Raw genomic sequence first — 17,282 nt, 5'->3', positions numbered from 1 at the left:
ACATGAAAGTCCGATATATGGGCTTTTTGCAAGTAACAATTTCTTTTTTCCCCGTTCTACTCATAAACTACACCAAGAGTTATTTCGGTGGTTTCCCATGAACATGTTATCCACAATTTTCCCTTCCACTTTGCAGAAAAATCCCCATCCCGGGCCTGCCAGCCACAGCCGTATGTGCAAAAAGTCCTTCCTCGTTGTTCTTTTTCTCTCTGCTTTTTTAACGGCGGCTCTGCTTCTCTCCCGCTCCTGTCTGCCCGGTACGGACACTACTTCCGCCGATGAGGCCTTCGAAGCCTTCACCAACGGACTCTTCCGGGAATCTGTCACCGGCAGCACACTGACACTCCATTACACGCTGGCTGACCCGGCTTCTTACGGAATTCGTAAGTTCCCGATTTCCTATGGCTCTTACTCGGAGGAAGCAAAAGCCCGGTCAGCCGCCGCTCTGGAAAATGCGTTCGCCGCCCTGTCGGATTTTCCGCGAAGTAAACTGTCTTATCAGAACCGTCTGACCTTCGACATCCTGGACACGCAGATTCCCCGGGAGCTTACACTGCTCCATTTTCCTTATTATGAGGAAGTTTGCAGTCCGCTGCTGGGTGTGCAGGCACAGCTGCCGGTGCTGCTGGCGGAGTACACCTTTGATTCGGAGGCGGATGTGGATGTCTATCTGCGGCTGCTGGCGAAGACAGATGTGTATTTTGAGGAATTATGCGAGTATGAAAAGAAGAAGGCTGCGGCTGGACTTTTTATGACGGATGAAAGCGCAGACGCGGTGATTGCGGGGTGTCAGGATTTTCTGAATGGGACACAATTCAACAACGCCAACCAAAGTAATAGTAATCAGAACAAGCCTGAAAACATAGCCGCCACCGATATTGACTCTGTCCGAAGCTCCAATGAGATTCTCGACACACCTGAGGAAGGTTCCGAGGCAATCATCGAACATTTTTTGGCAGCCAGCTTCTCCGAACGCCTTACGGAACTTTCTCAAAAAAACCAGCTTTCCGACCGTCAAATCTTATATTATGTAAACCTCAACCAACGAGTGCTCGAATCCCACGTTTTCCCCGCCTACGCTCACCTCATCGAAACCCTCTCCTCCCTGAAAGGCTCCGGCTCGAATCCCTTGGGCCTGGCCCATTACCCGGAAGGCCGCGCCTACTATCAGGCCCTGGTGGACGCCGTCGTTGGCTCCGGCCGCACCCTGCCCGAAATCCGCGACCTCATCGACCGCCAGCTCCTGTCCGATGTGCGCCAGATGGCCGCGCTGGTCAAACGCCGCCCGGAGCTGCTGACCGACATTTCCCGCACCATCGAAATCCAGGAACCGGAGCAGATTCTGGAAGAATTACAGACCCGAATGCAGACTGATTTTCCTGCTGCCACGAGCTACGCCCATAACGGCGCGGACGCTGACGGCACTGACCACGCCATCCACATTTCCATCAAATCCGTCTCCCCGTCCCTCCAGGAGCACTTAAGCCCCGCCTTCTACCTTACGCCACCCCTGGACGCCATGTGGAATCATGTCATCTACATCAATCCTGCTGCCGATTACGACGGTCTGACCCTCTTTACCACCCTGGCCCACGAGGGCTTCCCCGGCCATCTGTATCAGACGCTCTCCGAACAGACCCCGCCGCAGTCCCCAGTCCGCAGCCTCTTCTACTTCGGCGGCTTTGTCGAAGGCTGGGCCACCTATGCCGAGCGCCTGTCCTACCGCTACGCCGGTCTCGATCCGGATATGGCCGACCTCTTAGCCGCCAACTCCTTCTTCCTGCTGGGTCTCTACGCCCGCTCGGACGTGGGTATCCACTACGAAGGCTGGACCCCTTCGGAAATGAACCAATTCTGGAACGGCTACAGCGTCACCGATTCCGCTGCACTCGCCGAGATCTATCAGACCATCCAGCAGGATCCCGCCAATTACCTCAAATATTATCTGGGTGCGGTGGAGATTCTGGAGCTGAAAAAAGAAGCGGAAAATGGTCTCGGAGCGCAATTTGCGCTGAAGGATTTCCACAGCTATCTGCTCCGCACCGGCCCCGCCCCTTTTTCCATCCTCCAGGCTTACCTGCCCGCCTGGACTGCCACGGATTAGTTGTAGCTAACCATTCAAAATCATCTTCCCCGCCAACCACACGCTGACTGCGATTCCCGCCACCGTCGCCAACAGCGCCCCCGGCAGCGTATAGCGGGTCTTCTTCACCTTCGCCGTCATAAAATAGATACTCATGGTATAAAAGACCGTCTCCGTACACCCCATCATAATGGACGCCGCCAGCCCCACATAACTGTCCGTCCCGTACTCCTTAAAAACATCCAGTGCCAGCCCCGTGGCCGCTGAAGCCGAGAACATCCGCACGATAGCAAGAGGCAGAAGCTCCGACGGGAAATGTATCTTCTCCGTCAGGCCGCCCAGCACTCCCGCCAGAAAATCCAGGAACCCGGAAGCACGCAGCACGCCCACCGCCACCATCAGTCCCACCAGCGTCGGCAGAATCTGCACCACCGTCTTCAGCCCGTCCTTCGCCCCCTTTACAAAATCATCATACACCGGCCGCTTCGCGGCCAGCCCCTCCATCACCACATAGAAAATCAGAAACGGCACGATAAGATCCGATATGTAAAGCATCACCCTTGCCATTTTCTCACCCCCTGTCCATCAGCTTACAGAACACCACCGCCACCACGGCGCTGATCAGCGTCGCCACCAGCGAAGGAGCCAGAATCGCAGCCGGATTCACACTGCCATACTGGCTCCGATAAGCGATGATATTCACCGGAATCAGCTGCAGAGACGCGATATTCAGGACCAGAAAAGTACACATTTCGTTGCTGGCTGTCCCCTTTTTCCGCGCCTGCTGTCCGGTCTTCCGTCGCTCCTCCTCCAGATCGCTCAGCGCCTCCATGGCTTTCAGCCCTGCCGGAGTGGCAGCCCAGCCGAGACCGAAGATATTGGCGATCACATTGGTCGTGATATACTCTCTGGCCGGATGCTCCCGCGGCAGCCGCGGAAACATGAAATCCAGAAACGGCCCGATGACACGGGACACCCGGCCAATGATGCCACTCTTTTGGGCAATCTCCATCACCCCCACCCACAGCGCCATAATCCCCGCCATAGTGACGCACAGGTTCACCGCCTCCCCCGCCGACGTAAGCGCTGCCTCCGTCAACTCCGGCAGTCTTCCCTGTAAAGTTCCGTAAACAATTCCCAGGATCAGCATGGCCGCCCAAAGATAATTCAGCATGACATCTTCTCCCTTTTTTATCAATATATTCTTTCTAATCCGCATTTATGGAATTTTCTTTGCTTTTCATATTATCTCCCCCAAATTTTTGCTAATTTATCCTTTTTTTATGTTTTTTTATCAATTTGTTCATTAAAATATCATTAAGAAATTTATTTACCTATTGGAATCTTATGGTTTTTTTGTTATAATATTGAAATCGAGTGTTACCATTAAATGAAGGAGGAGAAGCAATGAAGAACACCGGAGTGGTCAGAAGACTGGATGAACTCGGACGTATCACGCTTCCTATGGAATTACGAAAAGTATTCGGAATTGAAGAACGCGATTCTCTCGAGATCTATGTTGAAGATGACAAAATTATTTTAAAGAAGTATGCACCGACGGATATTTTCACAGGAGACCGAGATGATCTTATTGAATTCCATGGTAAAATGGTTTCCAAAAAGTCAATTGAGGAATTAGCAAAAAAGGCTAACTTAATTTAATTATATTTATCGGTACATAAAAACCGGCAACCCAACAATGGGTCCCCGGTTTTTTCTTTTCGCAAAATTATCCTTCCAGCAGAGCCTGGTAAATATCTCTTTTGGATACGCCACGATCTTTGGCCGCCAACCGCATGGCTTCCTTGTGCTGGATTCCCTGCTGCTCATATAGCGCCACATGCTCCGCAATGGTCATCTGCTCCCAGGCCGCCTGCTTTTCCTTTTCCATCTCTTCCCGGTTGCGGCCCTCGATGACCAGCACGCACTCGCCCCTGGCCGCTTCCGTCTCATAATGACGAATCGCTGCTTCCAGATCCGTCCGGAAAATGGTCTCGTGCTTCTTCGTCAGCTCCCGGCACACCGAAATCCGCCGATTTCCCAGGGTATCACGAAGCTCCCCAAGGGTCTTCAGAAGCCGATGGGGCGCTTCATAGATAATCATCGTCCGCGTCTCGCTTTTCAGCTCCTCCAGCACGTTCTGGCGTTCCTTCTTATCCGACGGCAGAAAGGCCTCAAAGGCAAACCTCCTGGTCCCGAGCCCCGACAGCGTCAGTGCCGTCACGCAGGCGCAGGCTCCCGGCAGCACCGTCACCGTAATGCCCGCCTCCGCGCACATTTTCACCAGCTCCTCGCCCGGATCAGAGATACCCGGCATTCCGGCATCCGTGATCAGCGCGATATTTTTGCCCGCCCGAAGCTGCTCCACCAGCTCCCGGCCCTTATCGAACTTGTTGTACTCATGATAGCTGGTCATGGGCGTATGAATTTCAAAATGATTCAGAAGCTTGATGCTATTGCGGGTATCCTCTGCCGCAATCACATCCACCTCTTTTAAGATACGCAGCACCCGAAAGGTAATATCCTCCAGATTACCGATGGGTGTGGCGCACAGATATAACGTTCCCTGCATGTTATCTCCTTAATAGCCGTAAATATCGTAGATTTCGTCCATATAGACGCCGGGCTCTTTGTATACAATCAGCGGCTTCTCCACGGTCATTCGGGAACGCCCGCCCCGGCAGGCCTCCAGAAGCACCATATTCGGTTCCTTATCCACATATGGATAGACTAACTGCATCCGTTTGGGCTCCAACTTATACTTTACCAGCGTGGTGATGATTTCCGCCAGCCGAAAGGGCCGGTGTACCAGATAAAAGCGTCCGCCGGGCCGCAGTACCTTCGCCGCCTCCCTGGCCACGTCTTCGAAGCTGCACAGAATCTCATGGCGCGCGATGGCTTTGGGCAGCTCTGGATTCACGATGCCGTGACTGCCCGTCATATAGGGCGGATTGCAGGTCACCACATCAAAAGAAGCCGCTCCGAAGATAGAAGCCGCTTCCTTTATATCACCCCGGACAATGGAAACGGAATCCGAAAGCGCGTTTAATTCCACGCTTCGTCTGGCCATATCCGCGCTTTCCTCCTGGATCTCCAGGCCCGTGAAATGCTCGCCCTTTGTCTTGCCCCGGAGCAGAATCGGAATGATACCCGTTCCCGTCCCCAGATCGAGCGCCCGCTCCCCCAGCTTCACCTTCGCGAACCCGGACAACAGCACCGCGTCCATGCCAAAACAAAACTTACTGGGATTCTGGATAATCTGATAACCGTTCCGCTGCAGATCATCCAGCCGTTCTCCATCCTTCAACTTAATTGTCATCCAGCTTTGATTTCCTCTCCTGCTTTTCCAGAGCCTCCAGCTTCTTCAGCTCCTTGTCGGAATTGCCCTTATCCCCTTTATCGGCCTTCTTCTTCCGCGGGCGGAACTTCAGCTCTTCCACCGGATACTCCCGGATCTCCTTTTCGTCGCCCTCGATGGTCACGACTACCTTCACCTTCTGACGCAGCACATTGACACTCTGTACCTCGCCCTTCAGGCCGTCGGAAGTGGTCACATAGTCCCCCAGTCCCGGCAAATGGCTGTTCAGCTCCTCGTAGGTCTCCTGCTCATGCTTCAGGCAGCACATCAGTCTGCCGCACACGCCGGAAATCTTCGTGGGGTTCAGGGACAGATTCTGCTCCTTGGCCATCTTGATGGACACCGGTACGAAATCAGACAGATGGGTATGACAGCACAATGGTCTTCCGCAGATACCGATGCCGCCCAGAATCTTTGTCTCATCCCGGACGCCGATCTGACGCAGCTCGATACGGGTACGGAACACGCTGGCCAGATCCTTTACCAGCTCGCGGAAATCGATGCGTCCGTCTGCGGTAAAATAAAACAGTACCTTGTTATTATCAAAGGTATACTCTGCCTGGATCAGCTTCATTTCCAGTCCGTGTTTTTTAATCTTTTCCTGACAGATCTTAAACGCCTCTTTTTCCTTGAAGCGGTTGGCCGCCTCCCGGGTATCGTCCTCCTGGGTCGCGATCCGGATCACCGGCTTCAGGGGCTGAATAATCTTCTTATCCTCCACCTCTTTGGTACCCACTACCACATATCCGTATTCCACGCCTCTGGCGGTTTCCACGATCACATGCTTTCCCTTGGGGATATCCAGCTTTCCGGGGGAAAAGAAATATATTTTTCCCGCGTTCCGGAATCTGACGCCTATGACTTTTTCCATTTTAATTCTCCTTTATCGTCAGCATGAGAAGCTCCATGGTCAGCTCAAAGTTTACGTTGGCGTTCAACCGCACCTTGGCCTTCTCCAGTGCCTTTAAAATCCGCTCCAGCCCCTCGTAAGAGCTTTTCTGGGCCTGGGCGCTGATAGCATTAATTTCTTCCGCGAAAACCAGTCCGTCGATCTGGCGTGTGGCCTTGAATAGAAGCACATCCCGGAACCACAGAGCCATCAGATCGAGGTAATCGTTAATTTCCGTCTTATATTCAGACGCCGAACGTACCGCCTCGGTCAGCTCGTAGACCTCCATATCGCGCAGATGCCGCAGCAGATGAAGCAGGTGGCTTTTCAGCTCCGCGAACTGCTCCGACTGGGCCAGCCGCTCCGCTTTCCCCACATTTCCCCTGGCAAATGCGGTGCATACCTCAGCCTGGTAATCTGGAATATGGTACTTCTCCATCAGATAGGGCCTGATGATCTCGTTCTTCACCGGGCGCAGCTTCAGGGTCACGCACCGGGACAGAATCGTCGGCAGAAACGCGTCCGCATTGGTCGTCAGCAGCATGATGACGCCGTAGGCAGGCGGCTCCTCGATGGTCTTCAGGAGGGCGTTCTGGGCCTGTACGGTCATCTTCTCGGCCTCGTCCACGATGTAAATCTTATAAGGACTGCTGTAGGGCTTAATCTGGATATCGCCGCAGAGCTGGCCGCGGATGTCCTCCACGCCGATGCTGGCGGGCTTCTCATGGGTCACCGTGATGATATCCGGCTGATTGCCGCTCATGGCCTGCTTGCAGGAATGGCACTCCCCGCAGGGCTCAGTTCCGCCCCGTTCACACTGGAGTGTCTGGGCAAAGGCCCGGGCCAGCATGTTCTTTCCCGCTCCTTCTTCTCCATCCAGAATATAGGCATGGGATACTTTTTGAAGCTTTATGGCATTCTGCAGATGCTCGATGATCTGCTCGTGCCCCAAGATTTCGGAAAATCCGGCCATATATTCACACTCCCTTCTTTCTACCGTTATTCATTTTATCAAAACTAACTTGATGAAAAAATACTCTTTTTAGTATAACATACATTTTTTAGAAAAAACAGCTTTTTATACTTTTGTTCTGCTCCGCAAATCCGCCTGCGGACTGTAATTTCTTTTATCTGAAGGTTCTCACTTATGTTCTTTTATATACGCTGAGATTTTCTCTATGCTTTCCTTCAAATCCCGGTTATAAAACCGCTTTTCGATCCCGGCCTCCGCAATTTTCTCCTCCGCGAAATCCTCACTGTCCGCCAGGAACCGCCGACAAAGCTCTGCGTACTTAGGCTCCTGCTGTCCGCGCTCCCGATCGAGAGCTCTCTGCAGCCGCTCTCCGTCCTCCACTTCAATGTAAATGGGAATCACTCGCTCTGCCCCATAATAATTCCGAAGTGCCCGGTAGGACTCCAGTACGCCGACGCCCGCATAGTTATATTTTTCCAGATCGGTCGCCTCTGTATCAGCTGTAAAATATTTCCACACTCCATGTACCGTATCGTAAGCCCGAAGTTCGATCACCTTCCCGGCGTTCTGAAGTTCTGTCAGACCCGCTTCATCCGTAAAATGATACTGCACCCCCTGCTCCTCCCCGGCCCGCATAGGACGGGTGGTGTACAGCACCAGCGGCTTCAGAGCCAGACTTTCGTTTTCCAGAAGCTTCTGAAAAATGGTATCCTTGCCTGTGGCGCTTTTCCCGATTACATAAAATAATTTTCCCATCATTTTCTCCGTTTTATTCTTTTACAATCCCAAGCTTCGGAATCCCGTCTCCGTCGTATTTCAGCCCATGCACCTCATAACCGGCCTCCAGCCATTCCTCTATGCATTTCAGCAGCTCTTCCGTCACCCGCTCCCCCGGCGCCAGAACCGGAATTCCCGGCGGGTACAGATACACGTAATTGCCCGCCACAGCGCCCTCACAGGCCGCCAGAGGCCTGCAAGCGCCTTCGGCCTCCGCTGCTTCACCAATAGTCAGAACGGCCTTCAGACGTGGCAGCGCGTTGATCTTGGCGCTCACTTTATCTGCTGTGCTCACGCCGACCGGTATCTTTTCATCCATATCCTGATCGAGCTCATGCAGCGCTTCCGCCAGTCTCCCGAACCCTTCTTCCGAATCCGCGATTCCCGCGATTCCAACCACATAATCCGGCCCGCTCATTTCCATCTGGATATGATAGCGCTCCCGCAGAATCCGCGACAGTTCTTCTCCTGTCAGCCCGGCTCCTGCCAGATTCGCTCTCCTTGCGGAAATCAGCAGCTTGCTCCGATCAAAATCCGCCGTCTGCCCGAACTCCGCCAGTTTCGCTTCCAACTGCCATATACCGTCCTTCTCACTGTCCAGTCCGGCCAGATACAGCCATTTCAGCTCCCGGCAGCTCTCCCGGAAATTCTTAAGCTCCCGCACATGCTTCGCGAACAGCTCCTCGCCGTCCCGCTCTATCAAATCCACACAGGCGTCAATGGAAGCCATCAACACATAAGACGGGCTGCTGCTCTGATAGATAGACAGAAATTTCCGAATTCGCTCCCGATTCGCGATTTCTCCCTGCACATGCAGAAGCGCCGTCTGTGTCATGGCCGGCAGCGTCTTATGCACACTGTGAATCACCACATCTGCCCCTGCGCTCACCGCGTCCTCCGGAAAGTATTTTGAAAATGGAAAATGCGCCCCATGAGCCTGATCCACAATCAGCGGAACGCCATATCGATGACAAATTCCCGCGATCCGGCGCACATCTGAGCAGACGCCATCGTAGGTAGGGGATACTATCATGACAGCCTGGATATCTGTCTGAATCCGGTTTTGATTTTTTTCCCTGTCTCCACCGGAGTCTTTCTCTGTTTTTCCATCCGCCTGCTGTTTTTTCTCTATGATGGACTTTTGCAATACATTTTCCACATCTTCCGGCAAAATCACGCCGTTTATCCCCAATTCCGGGATGTATTGTGGATAAAGATACACCGTTTTTGCTCCCCTGAGCTCCGCCCCGTGATAGGCAGACCGGTGACAGTTCCGGGCCATCAGAAGCGTTCCGCCATACTTCGTGCAGCCTGAGATGGCGCTCAGGATTCCCGCCGTACTTCCATTTACCAGGAAATGCGTCTCCCCGGCCCCGAACACCTGCGCCGCCCGCCGCTGGGCCTCCGTCAGCACCCCGTCATTCTCCGGATGATGCAGATCGTCAAAGCCGTCTATCTCCGTAATATCTATTTGAAATGGATTCTCAAATTCCCCCATAAGCCGCTTGTGCCCCGGCATATGAAAGGCGTAAAAATCCGAAGCTCCGTAGGCAGCCAGCTTCTCATAAAGCGGCCCGCCGAACTTGTCCTGTCTTCTATTATTCTGTCTGTCCACGCAATCTTTAAATCACTTTCTCTGTTTTATTCTTCGATGCAACACACCGATTTTTGCTATCTTTATAGCCACTCGCCCAGCTCTTCCATATCCTGGACTGTCGTAGACCAGCCGGTCGCCAGCCTTACCACCGTGTGCGTGTCATCGGCTTTCTCCCAGAAGCTGACTGCCACGTGTTTCTTCAATTCCTCCAGTCTTTCATTTTCCATAATCACAAACTGCTGGTTGGTCGGGGATTCCAAATAGAAAGTATAATTTTTGTCATGAAGCAGACGCTTCAACTGCTCCGCCATTTCGATGGCATTGCGGCTGATATTCAGATACAGATTTCCCGTAAACAGCTCGTCAAACTGAATGCCCAAGAGACGCCCCTTCGCCAGCAGCGCTCCCTGCTGTTTGATCCGCGTCATGAAATGCTTCGGCGCGTTCCCTTTCGGAAATACTACAGCTTCCCCGCAGAGTGCGCCCACCTTAGTGCCTCCGATATAAAAGACGTCACAGATCCGTGCAATATCCGGCAGGGTCATATCCGCCTCCGGGCTCATGAGACCGTAGCCCAGACGCGCGCCGTCCAGATACAGCGGCATCTCATAGGCATGACATACCTCCGCGATGGCCTCCAGTTCAGCCTTGTTATAGAGCGTACCGTACTCCGTCGGCCAGGACACATACACCATCCCCGGAAATACCATATGCTCATGATTGCCATCCGCATAAAAAGTCTCCATATAATTCTTAAGCTCGCCCGCATCAATTTTGCCCAGATGCTGGGGCAGGGTCAGTACTTTATGACCGGTATTTTCGATAGCGCCCGCTTCATGCGCGCTCACATGGCCAGTCTCAGCCGCTACCACGCCTTCATAAGGCTGCAGCATGGACGCAATCACCACCGCATTGGTCTGGGTTCCACCCACCAGAAATTCCACAACCGCATTCGGGCACTCCGCCGCTTCCCGGATTTTACGTTTGGCATTTTCACAATATACATCCGAGCCATAGCCTGGCAGCGGCTCCATGTTCGTCTCCGTCAATCTCTGTATAATCCGCGGATGGGCTCCTGCTGAATAATCGTTCTCAAATGAAATCATACCATAACCTCCTCTTTTCTATCCCTGCATCCTGATGTTGTTTTTATTATACTATGGATTTCTGTTTTACCGCAATTATATCACGAATCTGCCTGTTCATTTTAGGTTCTCGCAAATTTTCTGGAAAAAAAGTTGCTTTTTTTAGGATTCTCTCTTGATTTCCTGAGGTAAAGTGCTACAATGAAACATAGAAACAGCAAGGGCTTGTAGCTCAGTTGGGAGAGCGCTGCGTTCGCAACGCAGAGGTCGAGGGTTCGAATCCCTTCAGGTCCATGGAACAAAGATTTTATAAATACGGAAGTATAGCTCAGCTGGGATGAGCGTTCGCCTCACACGCGAGAGGTCATGGGTTCGAGCCCCATTACTTCCACTGGAAAAGCCTGTATTTACGGGCTTTTTTTAATACATTATTTATTTTATTTCACAGAAAAAAGGCCCCACAAACCTGCGAGGCCTTCCTATCTAAATATATGCTTTTCATTGATTCTGTTTTCTCTTTATACTACCCTTCCTTAGGCGGATACTCCTCAATCGCAGGCTGGAAAGCCATAATATTCCGCATCATACCGGAATCCGCTACGATACATTCACCGGTAACTCCATCTGCCATGCGGGTACACATACCGTAGACAACAATCGCCACAGAATCTGCTGTCGGAATTTCATCCAACTTTGCTACCATCATTTCCTTACCAAGCTCTGCCTGCTTTTCCGGCGACAGGGTACGGATGGGACCATTGGTCAGACAGCCCGGCGTGAACATACCGCCCGGAGCTACCGTATTTACCATGATGCCATAGCGCTTCAGCTCCTTAGCAAGCTCTGTGGTCATGGCAATCACGCCGCCCTTGGAAGCCGTATAGTGGGCATAGCCGCCAAAGACCGGCTGTGGAAGATACGCAGAGTTAGAAGACACTAATAGCATCTTACCTTTGATTTTATGTTCGATCATGTAGCGGCTCACATACTTTGCGCAGCGGTAAGCGCCCAGAAGATTCACATCCAGCGTATCCTTAAATACATCCTCTGGCAAATCCTCGATATGGGCAAAGCTCCAGATACCTGCTGCTGTAACCAGAATGTCCACGGAGCCATAGATTTCTGCCGTAAAAGCTACCAGGCGCTCGACCTCCTCTTCTTTTCTGATATTGGTTTTACAGAAGGTCACTTCCAGGTTCTCTTCTTTCAAAATTTTAACGGCCAGTTCTCCCTTTCCCTCACCGGAACCGGCAATTACCACCTTCGCACCGCCCTGGCAAAGCCTGCGTGCTACACAAAAGCCCAGACCGGAAGTTCCTCCTGTCACAATCGCTGTTTTTCCCTTCACCGACAGCATTTCTTCCAGAGACGCTGTATTGGCCAGATATCCTCTTAAAATCATTTCCGGTGTCAGATTCATAAGCTCCCTCCTCGTCAGATAAATTTTGGTGCGCAGATCACAGCCTCATGGCCATGCAGCAGTACTTTATTCCCCGGACGCAGACTCCCTTTCCTGCAAATAATTGTGCCGTTATTGGTATCTAACACATAGCTGTAAGTAATTTTCATTACCCGGCCGATTTCTTCACCATCCAGGAACACCTTTTCACCTTCATTTCCCATATTGCGTCCCTTGATGTGGATATCTTTTTCCGCTACGGTAAAACCGACTACTTCGCGCTCTGCTCCTTTATCCCGTATGGCTGCCAGCGCCTCTTTTCCAATAAACTCCTTCTCCCAGCAGATTCCTGTATCCAAACCTACCTCATAGGGATTCGTATGGCGCAGATCCCGCATGTAATAGAAGCCCGCCTCACAGGGTAAGGTCCATGCCATGATCTGGAATTCTGTAACCTCCCGGCCTCCGTAGGTCTTCGCCAGCTCCCGCAGCTTTTTCTCCTGCTCCGGCGCTTTCTCCTTGGGATAATAGATTTCAAAGCCCAGCTTTTCACCGGTAAAGCCGGCCCGGTTGATGAGCACATCAATACCGTCGATTTTATTGGGAAGGATCTGGAAGAACTTCTGTCCATCCACCGGATTTTCTGTCAGTGCATTTATCATTTCCAGTGATTTCGGTCCCTGTACCGCATACATTTCCCAGTTTTTTGTGATGTCCTCATAGGCTACATCCAGCTCTCCCCTGTGTGCGTCAAACCAGAGGAACATATCTGCCCGAAACAGCGTGGATACCCAGTACCGATTCTCTTCCATACGCATCACAACCACATCATCGACAATCTCGGCGGCATCATTCAACATAGGCGTATAACGTTCCCGGCTGACCGCCAGATTACCGATACGCTTCGGAAACATCATTTCCAAAAATTCCGTACAATCTGTTCCGGTCACCTCCACAATCTGATGGGTCCAGAGATACCAGCCGACGGTCTCCCGCACAGCCATGTGCTCTGCCCGTTTCATTTCGTCATAGCAGTAGACATTCTGATACATAACGGGATATGGATATTTCATAATGCATGACTCCTTTCTGTAAAATCAGCTGCATCAGCAGAATTTATCAACCTTTTTAGCGATCTTAATCCGAACCTTCTCCTCTGTGGAAGCCTCTTCCCACAGGGACCACTGGGCATTCACCAGACTCTTAGTCATGCCATACCAGAACCAGATATAAGCATTTACCATTTTGGGCATCCGATTAGACAATCCCATCCGATCTATCCGGTAAATAACCTCTTCCCGGTTAAATGCTTCAATATCATAGGCAATATGCATAGACTGCAAAAACATTTCCAGATAACCACCCATGATACGTCCATCATCATTACCGATAGAATGCGGAACACCCAGCCAGGTTCTCAGACCTTCTTTTGCAAAATCATCAATAAAAGTTGCTTTACCTGCCGCCTCACATACACAATGAATCGCGTAATCCACTTCTTCATCTGTCAGTGTGCCTTCCCGAACCAGATCATCCAAAGTTGGTAAGATATAAGTCGCACCGTTGGACATCGTAACCATCGGATATGCTGAGCGCCAGTCTTTTTCAAAATTGGTACCATTGGAGAATCGATAGTCGCATTCCTCACGGAACATCATGGAATCCTCTACCGTATCCTCTTCCCTGGTATACTTGATCTGCGCTTCTGTCGCCACCGGTCCAAAACATTCCCACTGCTCATGCTCCGGCATGGGATACTTTTTCCGACATTCCGCTACAATCCGGCAATGCCGGTCGCCACAGCCCTTGGCTTCCACCATATGATACTCGATATGGGGGCCTTCCGGACGAAGCTTCGCTGCATAATCCGCACAGGCCTGCAGAGACTGGGTCGTAGAACGGCACAGCTCCGACCCGATAATATCCCAGTAACAGACGTCCAGCTCTTTTTCTGCCCGGTAGGTGCCAAAATCATTAACACGACCGCACATCAGAAGATCCTCGTCGCCTGCATCACCAATCAGGCCACCTACAAAATTGCCCCGCATAAACGGGTGCATCCGAAGCTGATCTGCATTCATCTCTGTATATCCAGGAATTGCCTGATAGACATAGGCCAGACGATTGTAGGCATTCTTGCAGATAGCTTTGCTGCGCGCTTCATAATCCTTCACCAGCATACGGTAGGCCTGCATAATCGCCGCACTAACCACAGCTGTATAACGCTGACAGTAACGGGCAGCTTCATGATAGGTAATCATCTTATCCCAGGGAGATTTTACCGGATACAGCCCTGTTCCGACCTCTTTGGGAAGTCTTGCATCCACTTTTTTGCTCATATAGCTCATACTCCTTTCCAGCTCTTTGTTTTGTCCGTTGTTTCTGTCTTTATCATAGCAAAATGCCTTTCTAAAAAACAGACTGCATAAAATAGAATCCTTTTTTTAAAAAGGGCGCAAAAATAAGCCCTCCTAAACCTGACATTCTTTTCCGGTCTTTCTTCAACAAAGAAAAGGGGCACAAAATCGTAGTCTTTTTTTCCTGTTTAGTCTATAAAATATAGACACTTTTCCATTTAAATTGTTTTATTGTGGAATTTTTCTCCCGATTATCTTATAATAATAAACAAAACAGTATAAAAATATGGGCGACATTTTGTAGTAAACATATAAGACTGGAGGCGACAATATGCTATTGAATCTGGATATTCTGGCTGCCTATCTGCCGGAAAGCTGGCCGACAAAAAAATACGGAAAAATACAAAAATCTATGTGTCTCTCTCGTCCTCTGCTCTATGAGCCGGAACTTACACCAACAGATGGTGCTCTCTATCTGGTAGAAACAGAAAATCTTCCCGATTTTCCTCCATCTGCTTCCTGCAATTTTCTATGTATCGGCCGACGTGTTCCCAAGGCCTGGATTTCTTCCGGTCTTTCATTACTGCAAATTTCGGAAGCTCCCGGATTGTATCAGGTCTATAACTACATTCAGCAGATTTTTGATCACTTTGATAGTTGGGAGCAGCAACTTCGTGATGAACTGGAAAAGGATGCAGATTTTGATCTTCAGAAAATTTTTTTGCTTTTTAGTGATTTTTTTCATCGAGCCCTCAGTGTGGTAGACAGCAACCTACAGCCGCTTTTTGCTTCACAGTACGATTCACAGAAAGGTGCCTATCTTATTCCAGCCTCCGGCCCCATGTCTATAGAATATAATGAGCGTATCAAAGAAGTCTGTTCTCTGGAACGAGTCATCCGGGAACCCTATCAGACTGCAGTGGAATCACCAGGACGGGCTTACTGCAAGAATCTTTATCTTTCTGAGCAGTTTTGCGGCTGTATCTCCATCGCTGAGAGTCCACATCCGTTCCAGCCCTGGGAGCTTTCCATATACGCTCATTTCTTCCGATATTTTGAAAAGGCGTATTTCAAGTATTTGCGCGCCTATGGACACCGGGAAAACGCTGCCTTGTCTGCCCTGCGAAAGGCTCTGAATGGCCATACACCCAGCAAGGACGATCTGAAACTTCTTCATCTGGATCCTGGCGACGTCTGGCTCTGTTTCGAGCTCTGCGAATGCCAGAATGAACGTACACTTCCGGTGGATTATATGTATGCTACCCTCAACGCCTCTTTTCCACAGATGGTCTACGCAGTCCTTCATCAGGAAAAAATCGTCGGCATCCTTCGCACCCGGGAGCAGACTCCTTATTTTCAGCCTCTTCTGAAAAGTTTTGGCGATACAGTCTCCCGCATGGGATATTGCGCAGGTTTAAGCAATCCTTTTACACAATTGACACAGCTTCAGGATTACCTGCGTCAGGCTGTTTATGCTCTGGAACAGATTCACGCCACAACCGAAAGGCTTATTCTGTTCCGGGATCATGCGCTTTCCTGTATGCTGGATTCCTGTCTGAATGATTTTCCGCTGGATTCCCTGCTTTCTACCGGAATCCGCCAACTGCTGGAACATGATCGCCGAAAATCCAGCGAATACTTTCAAACTCTTGATCTCTTTCTGCAAAATGAAGCGAGTATTACCCGGACAGCTGAAGCTCTCTTTATTCATCGCAGCAGTCTTCTGAAACGTCTGGATAAAATCTATCGGATTCTGGGAAGCACACTGACTCAGCCCGATGAACGCTTGTATCTTCGTATATGTATCCAGCTGCTAAAAAAACAGTCCTCTCGTTCCTAAGGAAGAATCCTTCTTTACAGGATTCTTCCTATAGCACAAAAAAAAATTCCTGAATAAATTTCAGGAATTAAAAAAGTGCCCAGAACCGGAATCGAACCAGTGACACGAGGATTTTCAGTCCTCTGCTCTACCAACTGAGCTATCTGGGCATCTTACAAAAGAAGAGCACGAGACGTGTGCTTCGTACTCTTCAAGTTGCGAGGACAGGATTTGAACCTGTGACCTTCGGGTTATGAGCCCGACGAGCTTCCAGACTGCTCCACCTCGCGATATGAAATTAAAAAGTGGCTTATCTAAAAGATAAACCAGAGTGGGGGAAAGTGGATTCGAACCACTGAAAGCACAGCTAACAGATTTACAGTCTGCCCCCTTTGGCCACTCGGGAATTCCCCCATGACACGGTCCAACAACGGCTAACGCACATTTTTCAGTTCCGTGAAGCCGATGATCGGACTCGAACCGATAACCTGCTGATTACAAATCAGCTGCTCTGCCAATTGAGCCACATCGGCACTACAACTTTTAGGTTGTAAAATGGGACCTATAGGGCTCGAACCTATGACCCTCTGCTTGTAAGGCAGATGCTCTCCCAGCTGAGCTAAGATCCCATTTGCACTCGACATGCATGTAGCAGTCAGTACGATTATTTATATATTGATTACTCAATATAAGCGACCCGAATGGGACTCGAACCCACGACCTCCGCCGTGACAGGGCGGCGCTCTAACCAACTGAGCCATCGGGCCTTAATTACACCTTCAAAACTATATACTGCATATCTCTTTAGACATTTTCTATCCTATGACGCTTCGCGTTCCGCTTTCGCTTCACACTCTTGGTCAAGCCCTCGACCTATTAGTAACAGTCAGCTCCATGTGTTACCACACTTCCACCTCTGCCCTATCTACCTTGTCGTCTTCAAGG

General features: G+C 50.5%; 15 protein-coding genes, 8 tRNA genes and 1 rRNA gene. 5 read left to right on the top strand and 19 right to left on the bottom strand.

What is annotated here, in order from left to right; all coding sequences use genetic code 11:
• Positions 1–97: 97 nt before the first annotated feature.
• On the top strand, positions 98–2,104 hold the full coding sequence (locus OCV63_RS11010; protein WP_262670814.1) for a DUF885 domain-containing protein: 2,007 nt from the start codon (positions 98–100) through the stop codon (positions 2,102–2,104).
• A 6-nt stretch (positions 2,105–2,110) separates the two neighbouring features.
• On the opposite strand, the gene OCV63_RS11005 is transcribed toward OCV63_RS11010, so the two are convergent.
• Positions 2,111–2,650: a spore maturation protein gene (locus tag OCV63_RS11005; RefSeq protein ID WP_158363846.1), complete on the bottom strand. Its 540-nt coding sequence runs from the start codon at positions 2,648–2,650 to the stop codon at positions 2,111–2,113.
• Positions 2,651–2,654: 4 nt separating this feature from the next.
• Entirely contained in the window at positions 2,655–3,257 is a 603-nt protein-coding gene (locus tag OCV63_RS11000; protein WP_158363845.1) for a nucleoside recognition domain-containing protein, read from the bottom strand.
• A 233-nt stretch (positions 3,258–3,490) separates the two neighbouring features.
• On the opposite strand from OCV63_RS11000, the gene OCV63_RS10995 reads away from it, so the two are divergent.
• Entirely contained in the window at positions 3,491–3,745 is a 255-nt protein-coding gene (locus OCV63_RS10995; protein ID WP_158363844.1) for an AbrB/MazE/SpoVT family DNA-binding domain-containing protein, read from the top strand.
• Between the two features lie 67 nt (positions 3,746–3,812).
• Here OCV63_RS10995 and rsmI read toward each other — a convergent pair whose 3' ends face one another.
• The 7 genes from rsmI to OCV63_RS10960 form a co-directional block, all read right to left on the bottom strand.
• Positions 3,813–4,655 (bottom strand): 16S rRNA (cytidine(1402)-2'-O)-methyltransferase, encoded by an 843-nt coding sequence (gene rsmI, locus OCV63_RS10990; protein ID WP_158363843.1) that lies wholly within the window; start codon positions 4,653–4,655, stop codon positions 3,813–3,815.
• A gap of 9 nt (positions 4,656–4,664) precedes the next feature.
• A complete protein-coding gene (locus OCV63_RS10985; protein ID WP_158363842.1) occupies positions 4,665–5,402 on the bottom strand; it encodes a tRNA1(Val) (adenine(37)-N6)-methyltransferase in 738 nt (245 codons plus the stop codon).
• A complete protein-coding gene (locus OCV63_RS10980; protein WP_158363841.1) occupies positions 5,392–6,312 on the bottom strand; it encodes a PSP1 domain-containing protein in 921 nt (306 codons plus the stop codon). The genes OCV63_RS10985 and OCV63_RS10980 overlap by 11 nt, the downstream gene beginning before the upstream one ends.
• A 1-nt stretch (position 6,313) precedes the next feature.
• Entirely contained in the window at positions 6,314–7,303 is a 990-nt protein-coding gene (gene holB / locus OCV63_RS10975) for a DNA polymerase III subunit delta' (protein WP_158363840.1), read from the bottom strand.
• Between the two features lie 168 nt (positions 7,304–7,471).
• Positions 7,472–8,059 carry a nucleoside/nucleotide kinase family protein gene (locus tag OCV63_RS10970; RefSeq protein WP_158363839.1) on the bottom strand — a complete coding sequence of 196 codons (588 nt, stop codon included), beginning with the start codon at positions 8,057–8,059 and terminating at the stop codon, positions 7,472–7,474.
• Between the two features lie 13 nt (positions 8,060–8,072).
• Entirely contained in the window at positions 8,073–9,695 is a 1,623-nt protein-coding gene (locus tag OCV63_RS10965; RefSeq protein ID WP_262670813.1) for an aminotransferase class I/II-fold pyridoxal phosphate-dependent enzyme, read from the bottom strand.
• A 62-nt stretch (positions 9,696–9,757) separates the two neighbouring features.
• A complete protein-coding gene (locus OCV63_RS10960) occupies positions 9,758–10,783 on the bottom strand; it encodes a threonine aldolase family protein (RefSeq protein ID WP_158363838.1) in 1,026 nt (341 codons plus the stop codon).
• Positions 10,784–10,983: 200 nt separating this feature from the next.
• Here OCV63_RS10960 and OCV63_RS10955 point away from each other — a divergent pair.
• Positions 10,984–11,056: transfer RNA gene (locus tag OCV63_RS10955), tRNA-Ala, on the top strand.
• Between the two features lie 23 nt (positions 11,057–11,079).
• Positions 11,080–11,153 (top strand) — tRNA-Val (locus OCV63_RS10950).
• A gap of 132 nt (positions 11,154–11,285) precedes the next feature.
• Here OCV63_RS10950 and OCV63_RS10945 read toward each other — a convergent pair.
• The 3 genes from OCV63_RS10945 to OCV63_RS10935 are packed head-to-tail and all read right to left on the bottom strand — an operon-like array spanning position 11,286 to position 14,500.
• On the bottom strand, positions 11,286–12,182 hold the full coding sequence (locus OCV63_RS10945; RefSeq protein ID WP_158363837.1) for an SDR family NAD(P)-dependent oxidoreductase: 897 nt from the start codon (positions 12,180–12,182) through the stop codon (positions 11,286–11,288).
• Positions 12,183–12,196: 14 nt separating this feature from the next.
• Positions 12,197–13,234 (bottom strand): aminomethyltransferase family protein, encoded by a 1,038-nt coding sequence (locus OCV63_RS10940; RefSeq protein WP_158363836.1) that lies wholly within the window; start codon positions 13,232–13,234, stop codon positions 12,197–12,199.
• A 33-nt stretch (positions 13,235–13,267) separates the two neighbouring features.
• Positions 13,268–14,500 carry a hypothetical protein gene (locus OCV63_RS10935; RefSeq protein ID WP_158363835.1) on the bottom strand — a complete coding sequence of 411 codons (1,233 nt, stop codon included), beginning with the start codon at positions 14,498–14,500 and terminating at the stop codon, positions 13,268–13,270.
• 349 nt (positions 14,501–14,849) lie between these two features.
• Between OCV63_RS10935 and OCV63_RS10930 the strand changes: the two genes are divergently transcribed.
• Positions 14,850–16,358, top strand: coding sequence for a PucR family transcriptional regulator (locus OCV63_RS10930; RefSeq protein WP_158363834.1), 1,509 nt, complete (start codon positions 14,850–14,852; stop codon positions 16,356–16,358).
• Between the two features lie 76 nt (positions 16,359–16,434).
• On the opposite strand, the gene OCV63_RS10925 is transcribed toward OCV63_RS10930, so the two are convergent.
• The 7 genes from OCV63_RS10925 to OCV63_RS10895 form a co-directional block, all read right to left on the bottom strand.
• Positions 16,435–16,507, bottom strand: a tRNA-Phe gene (locus tag OCV63_RS10925).
• A 46-nt stretch (positions 16,508–16,553) separates the two neighbouring features.
• Positions 16,554–16,627 (bottom strand) — tRNA-Met (locus OCV63_RS10920).
• 42 nt (positions 16,628–16,669) lie between these two features.
• Positions 16,670–16,751, bottom strand: a tRNA-Tyr gene (locus OCV63_RS10915).
• 46 nt (positions 16,752–16,797) lie between these two features.
• Positions 16,798–16,870: transfer RNA gene (locus tag OCV63_RS10910), tRNA-Thr, on the bottom strand.
• 23 nt (positions 16,871–16,893) lie between these two features.
• Positions 16,894–16,966 (bottom strand) — tRNA-Val (locus OCV63_RS10905).
• A 64-nt stretch (positions 16,967–17,030) separates the two neighbouring features.
• A tRNA-Asp gene (locus OCV63_RS10900) sits at positions 17,031–17,104 on the bottom strand.
• 89 nt (positions 17,105–17,193) lie between these two features.
• Positions 17,194–17,282: ribosomal RNA gene (locus OCV63_RS10895) — 23S ribosomal RNA — on the bottom strand; the annotation flags it as partial.

The organism is Laedolimicola ammoniilytica, assembly GCF_025567165.1.
Lineage (GTDB): Bacteria > Bacillota > Clostridia > Lachnospirales > Lachnospiraceae > Laedolimicola > Laedolimicola ammoniilytica.
Note: the sequence above shows the minus strand (reverse complement) of the source record. Positions and strands in the feature narration are given on the sequence as shown.

What these genes read in the sequence shown, in the direction of transcription:
- OCV63_RS11010 (WP_262670814.1), top strand. Translation starts at nt 98, where the DNA reads ATGAACATGTTATCCACAATTTTCCCTTCCACTTTGCAGAAAAATCCC.
- OCV63_RS11005 (WP_158363846.1), bottom strand. Translation starts at nt 2,650, where the DNA reads ATGGCAAGGGTGATGCTTTACATATCGGATCTTATCGTGCCGTTTCTG.
- OCV63_RS11000 (WP_158363845.1), bottom strand. Translation starts at nt 3,257, where the DNA reads ATGCTGAATTATCTTTGGGCGGCCATGCTGATCCTGGGAATTGTTTAC.
- OCV63_RS10995 (WP_158363844.1), top strand. Translation starts at nt 3,491, where the DNA reads ATGAAGAACACCGGAGTGGTCAGAAGACTGGATGAACTCGGACGTATC.
- rsmI (WP_158363843.1), bottom strand. Translation starts at nt 4,655, where the DNA reads ATGCAGGGAACGTTATATCTGTGCGCCACACCCATCGGTAATCTGGAG.
- OCV63_RS10985 (WP_158363842.1), bottom strand. Translation starts at nt 5,402, where the DNA reads ATGACAATTAAGTTGAAGGATGGAGAACGGCTGGATGATCTGCAGCGG.
- OCV63_RS10980 (WP_158363841.1), bottom strand. Translation starts at nt 6,312, where the DNA reads ATGGAAAAAGTCATAGGCGTCAGATTCCGGAACGCGGGAAAAATATAT.
- holB (WP_158363840.1), bottom strand. Translation starts at nt 7,303, where the DNA reads ATGGCCGGATTTTCCGAAATCTTGGGGCACGAGCAGATCATCGAGCAT.
- OCV63_RS10970 (WP_158363839.1), bottom strand. Translation starts at nt 8,059, where the DNA reads ATGGGAAAATTATTTTATGTAATCGGGAAAAGCGCCACAGGCAAGGAT.
- OCV63_RS10960 (WP_158363838.1), bottom strand. Translation starts at nt 10,783, where the DNA reads ATGATTTCATTTGAGAACGATTATTCAGCAGGAGCCCATCCGCGGATT.
- OCV63_RS10945 (WP_158363837.1), bottom strand. Translation starts at nt 12,182, where the DNA reads ATGAATCTGACACCGGAAATGATTTTAAGAGGATATCTGGCCAATACA.
- OCV63_RS10940 (WP_158363836.1), bottom strand. Translation starts at nt 13,234, where the DNA reads ATGAAATATCCATATCCCGTTATGTATCAGAATGTCTACTGCTATGAC.
- OCV63_RS10935 (WP_158363835.1), bottom strand. Translation starts at nt 14,500, where the DNA reads ATGAGCAAAAAAGTGGATGCAAGACTTCCCAAAGAGGTCGGAACAGGG.
- OCV63_RS10930 (WP_158363834.1), top strand. Translation starts at nt 14,850, where the DNA reads ATGCTATTGAATCTGGATATTCTGGCTGCCTATCTGCCGGAAAGCTGG.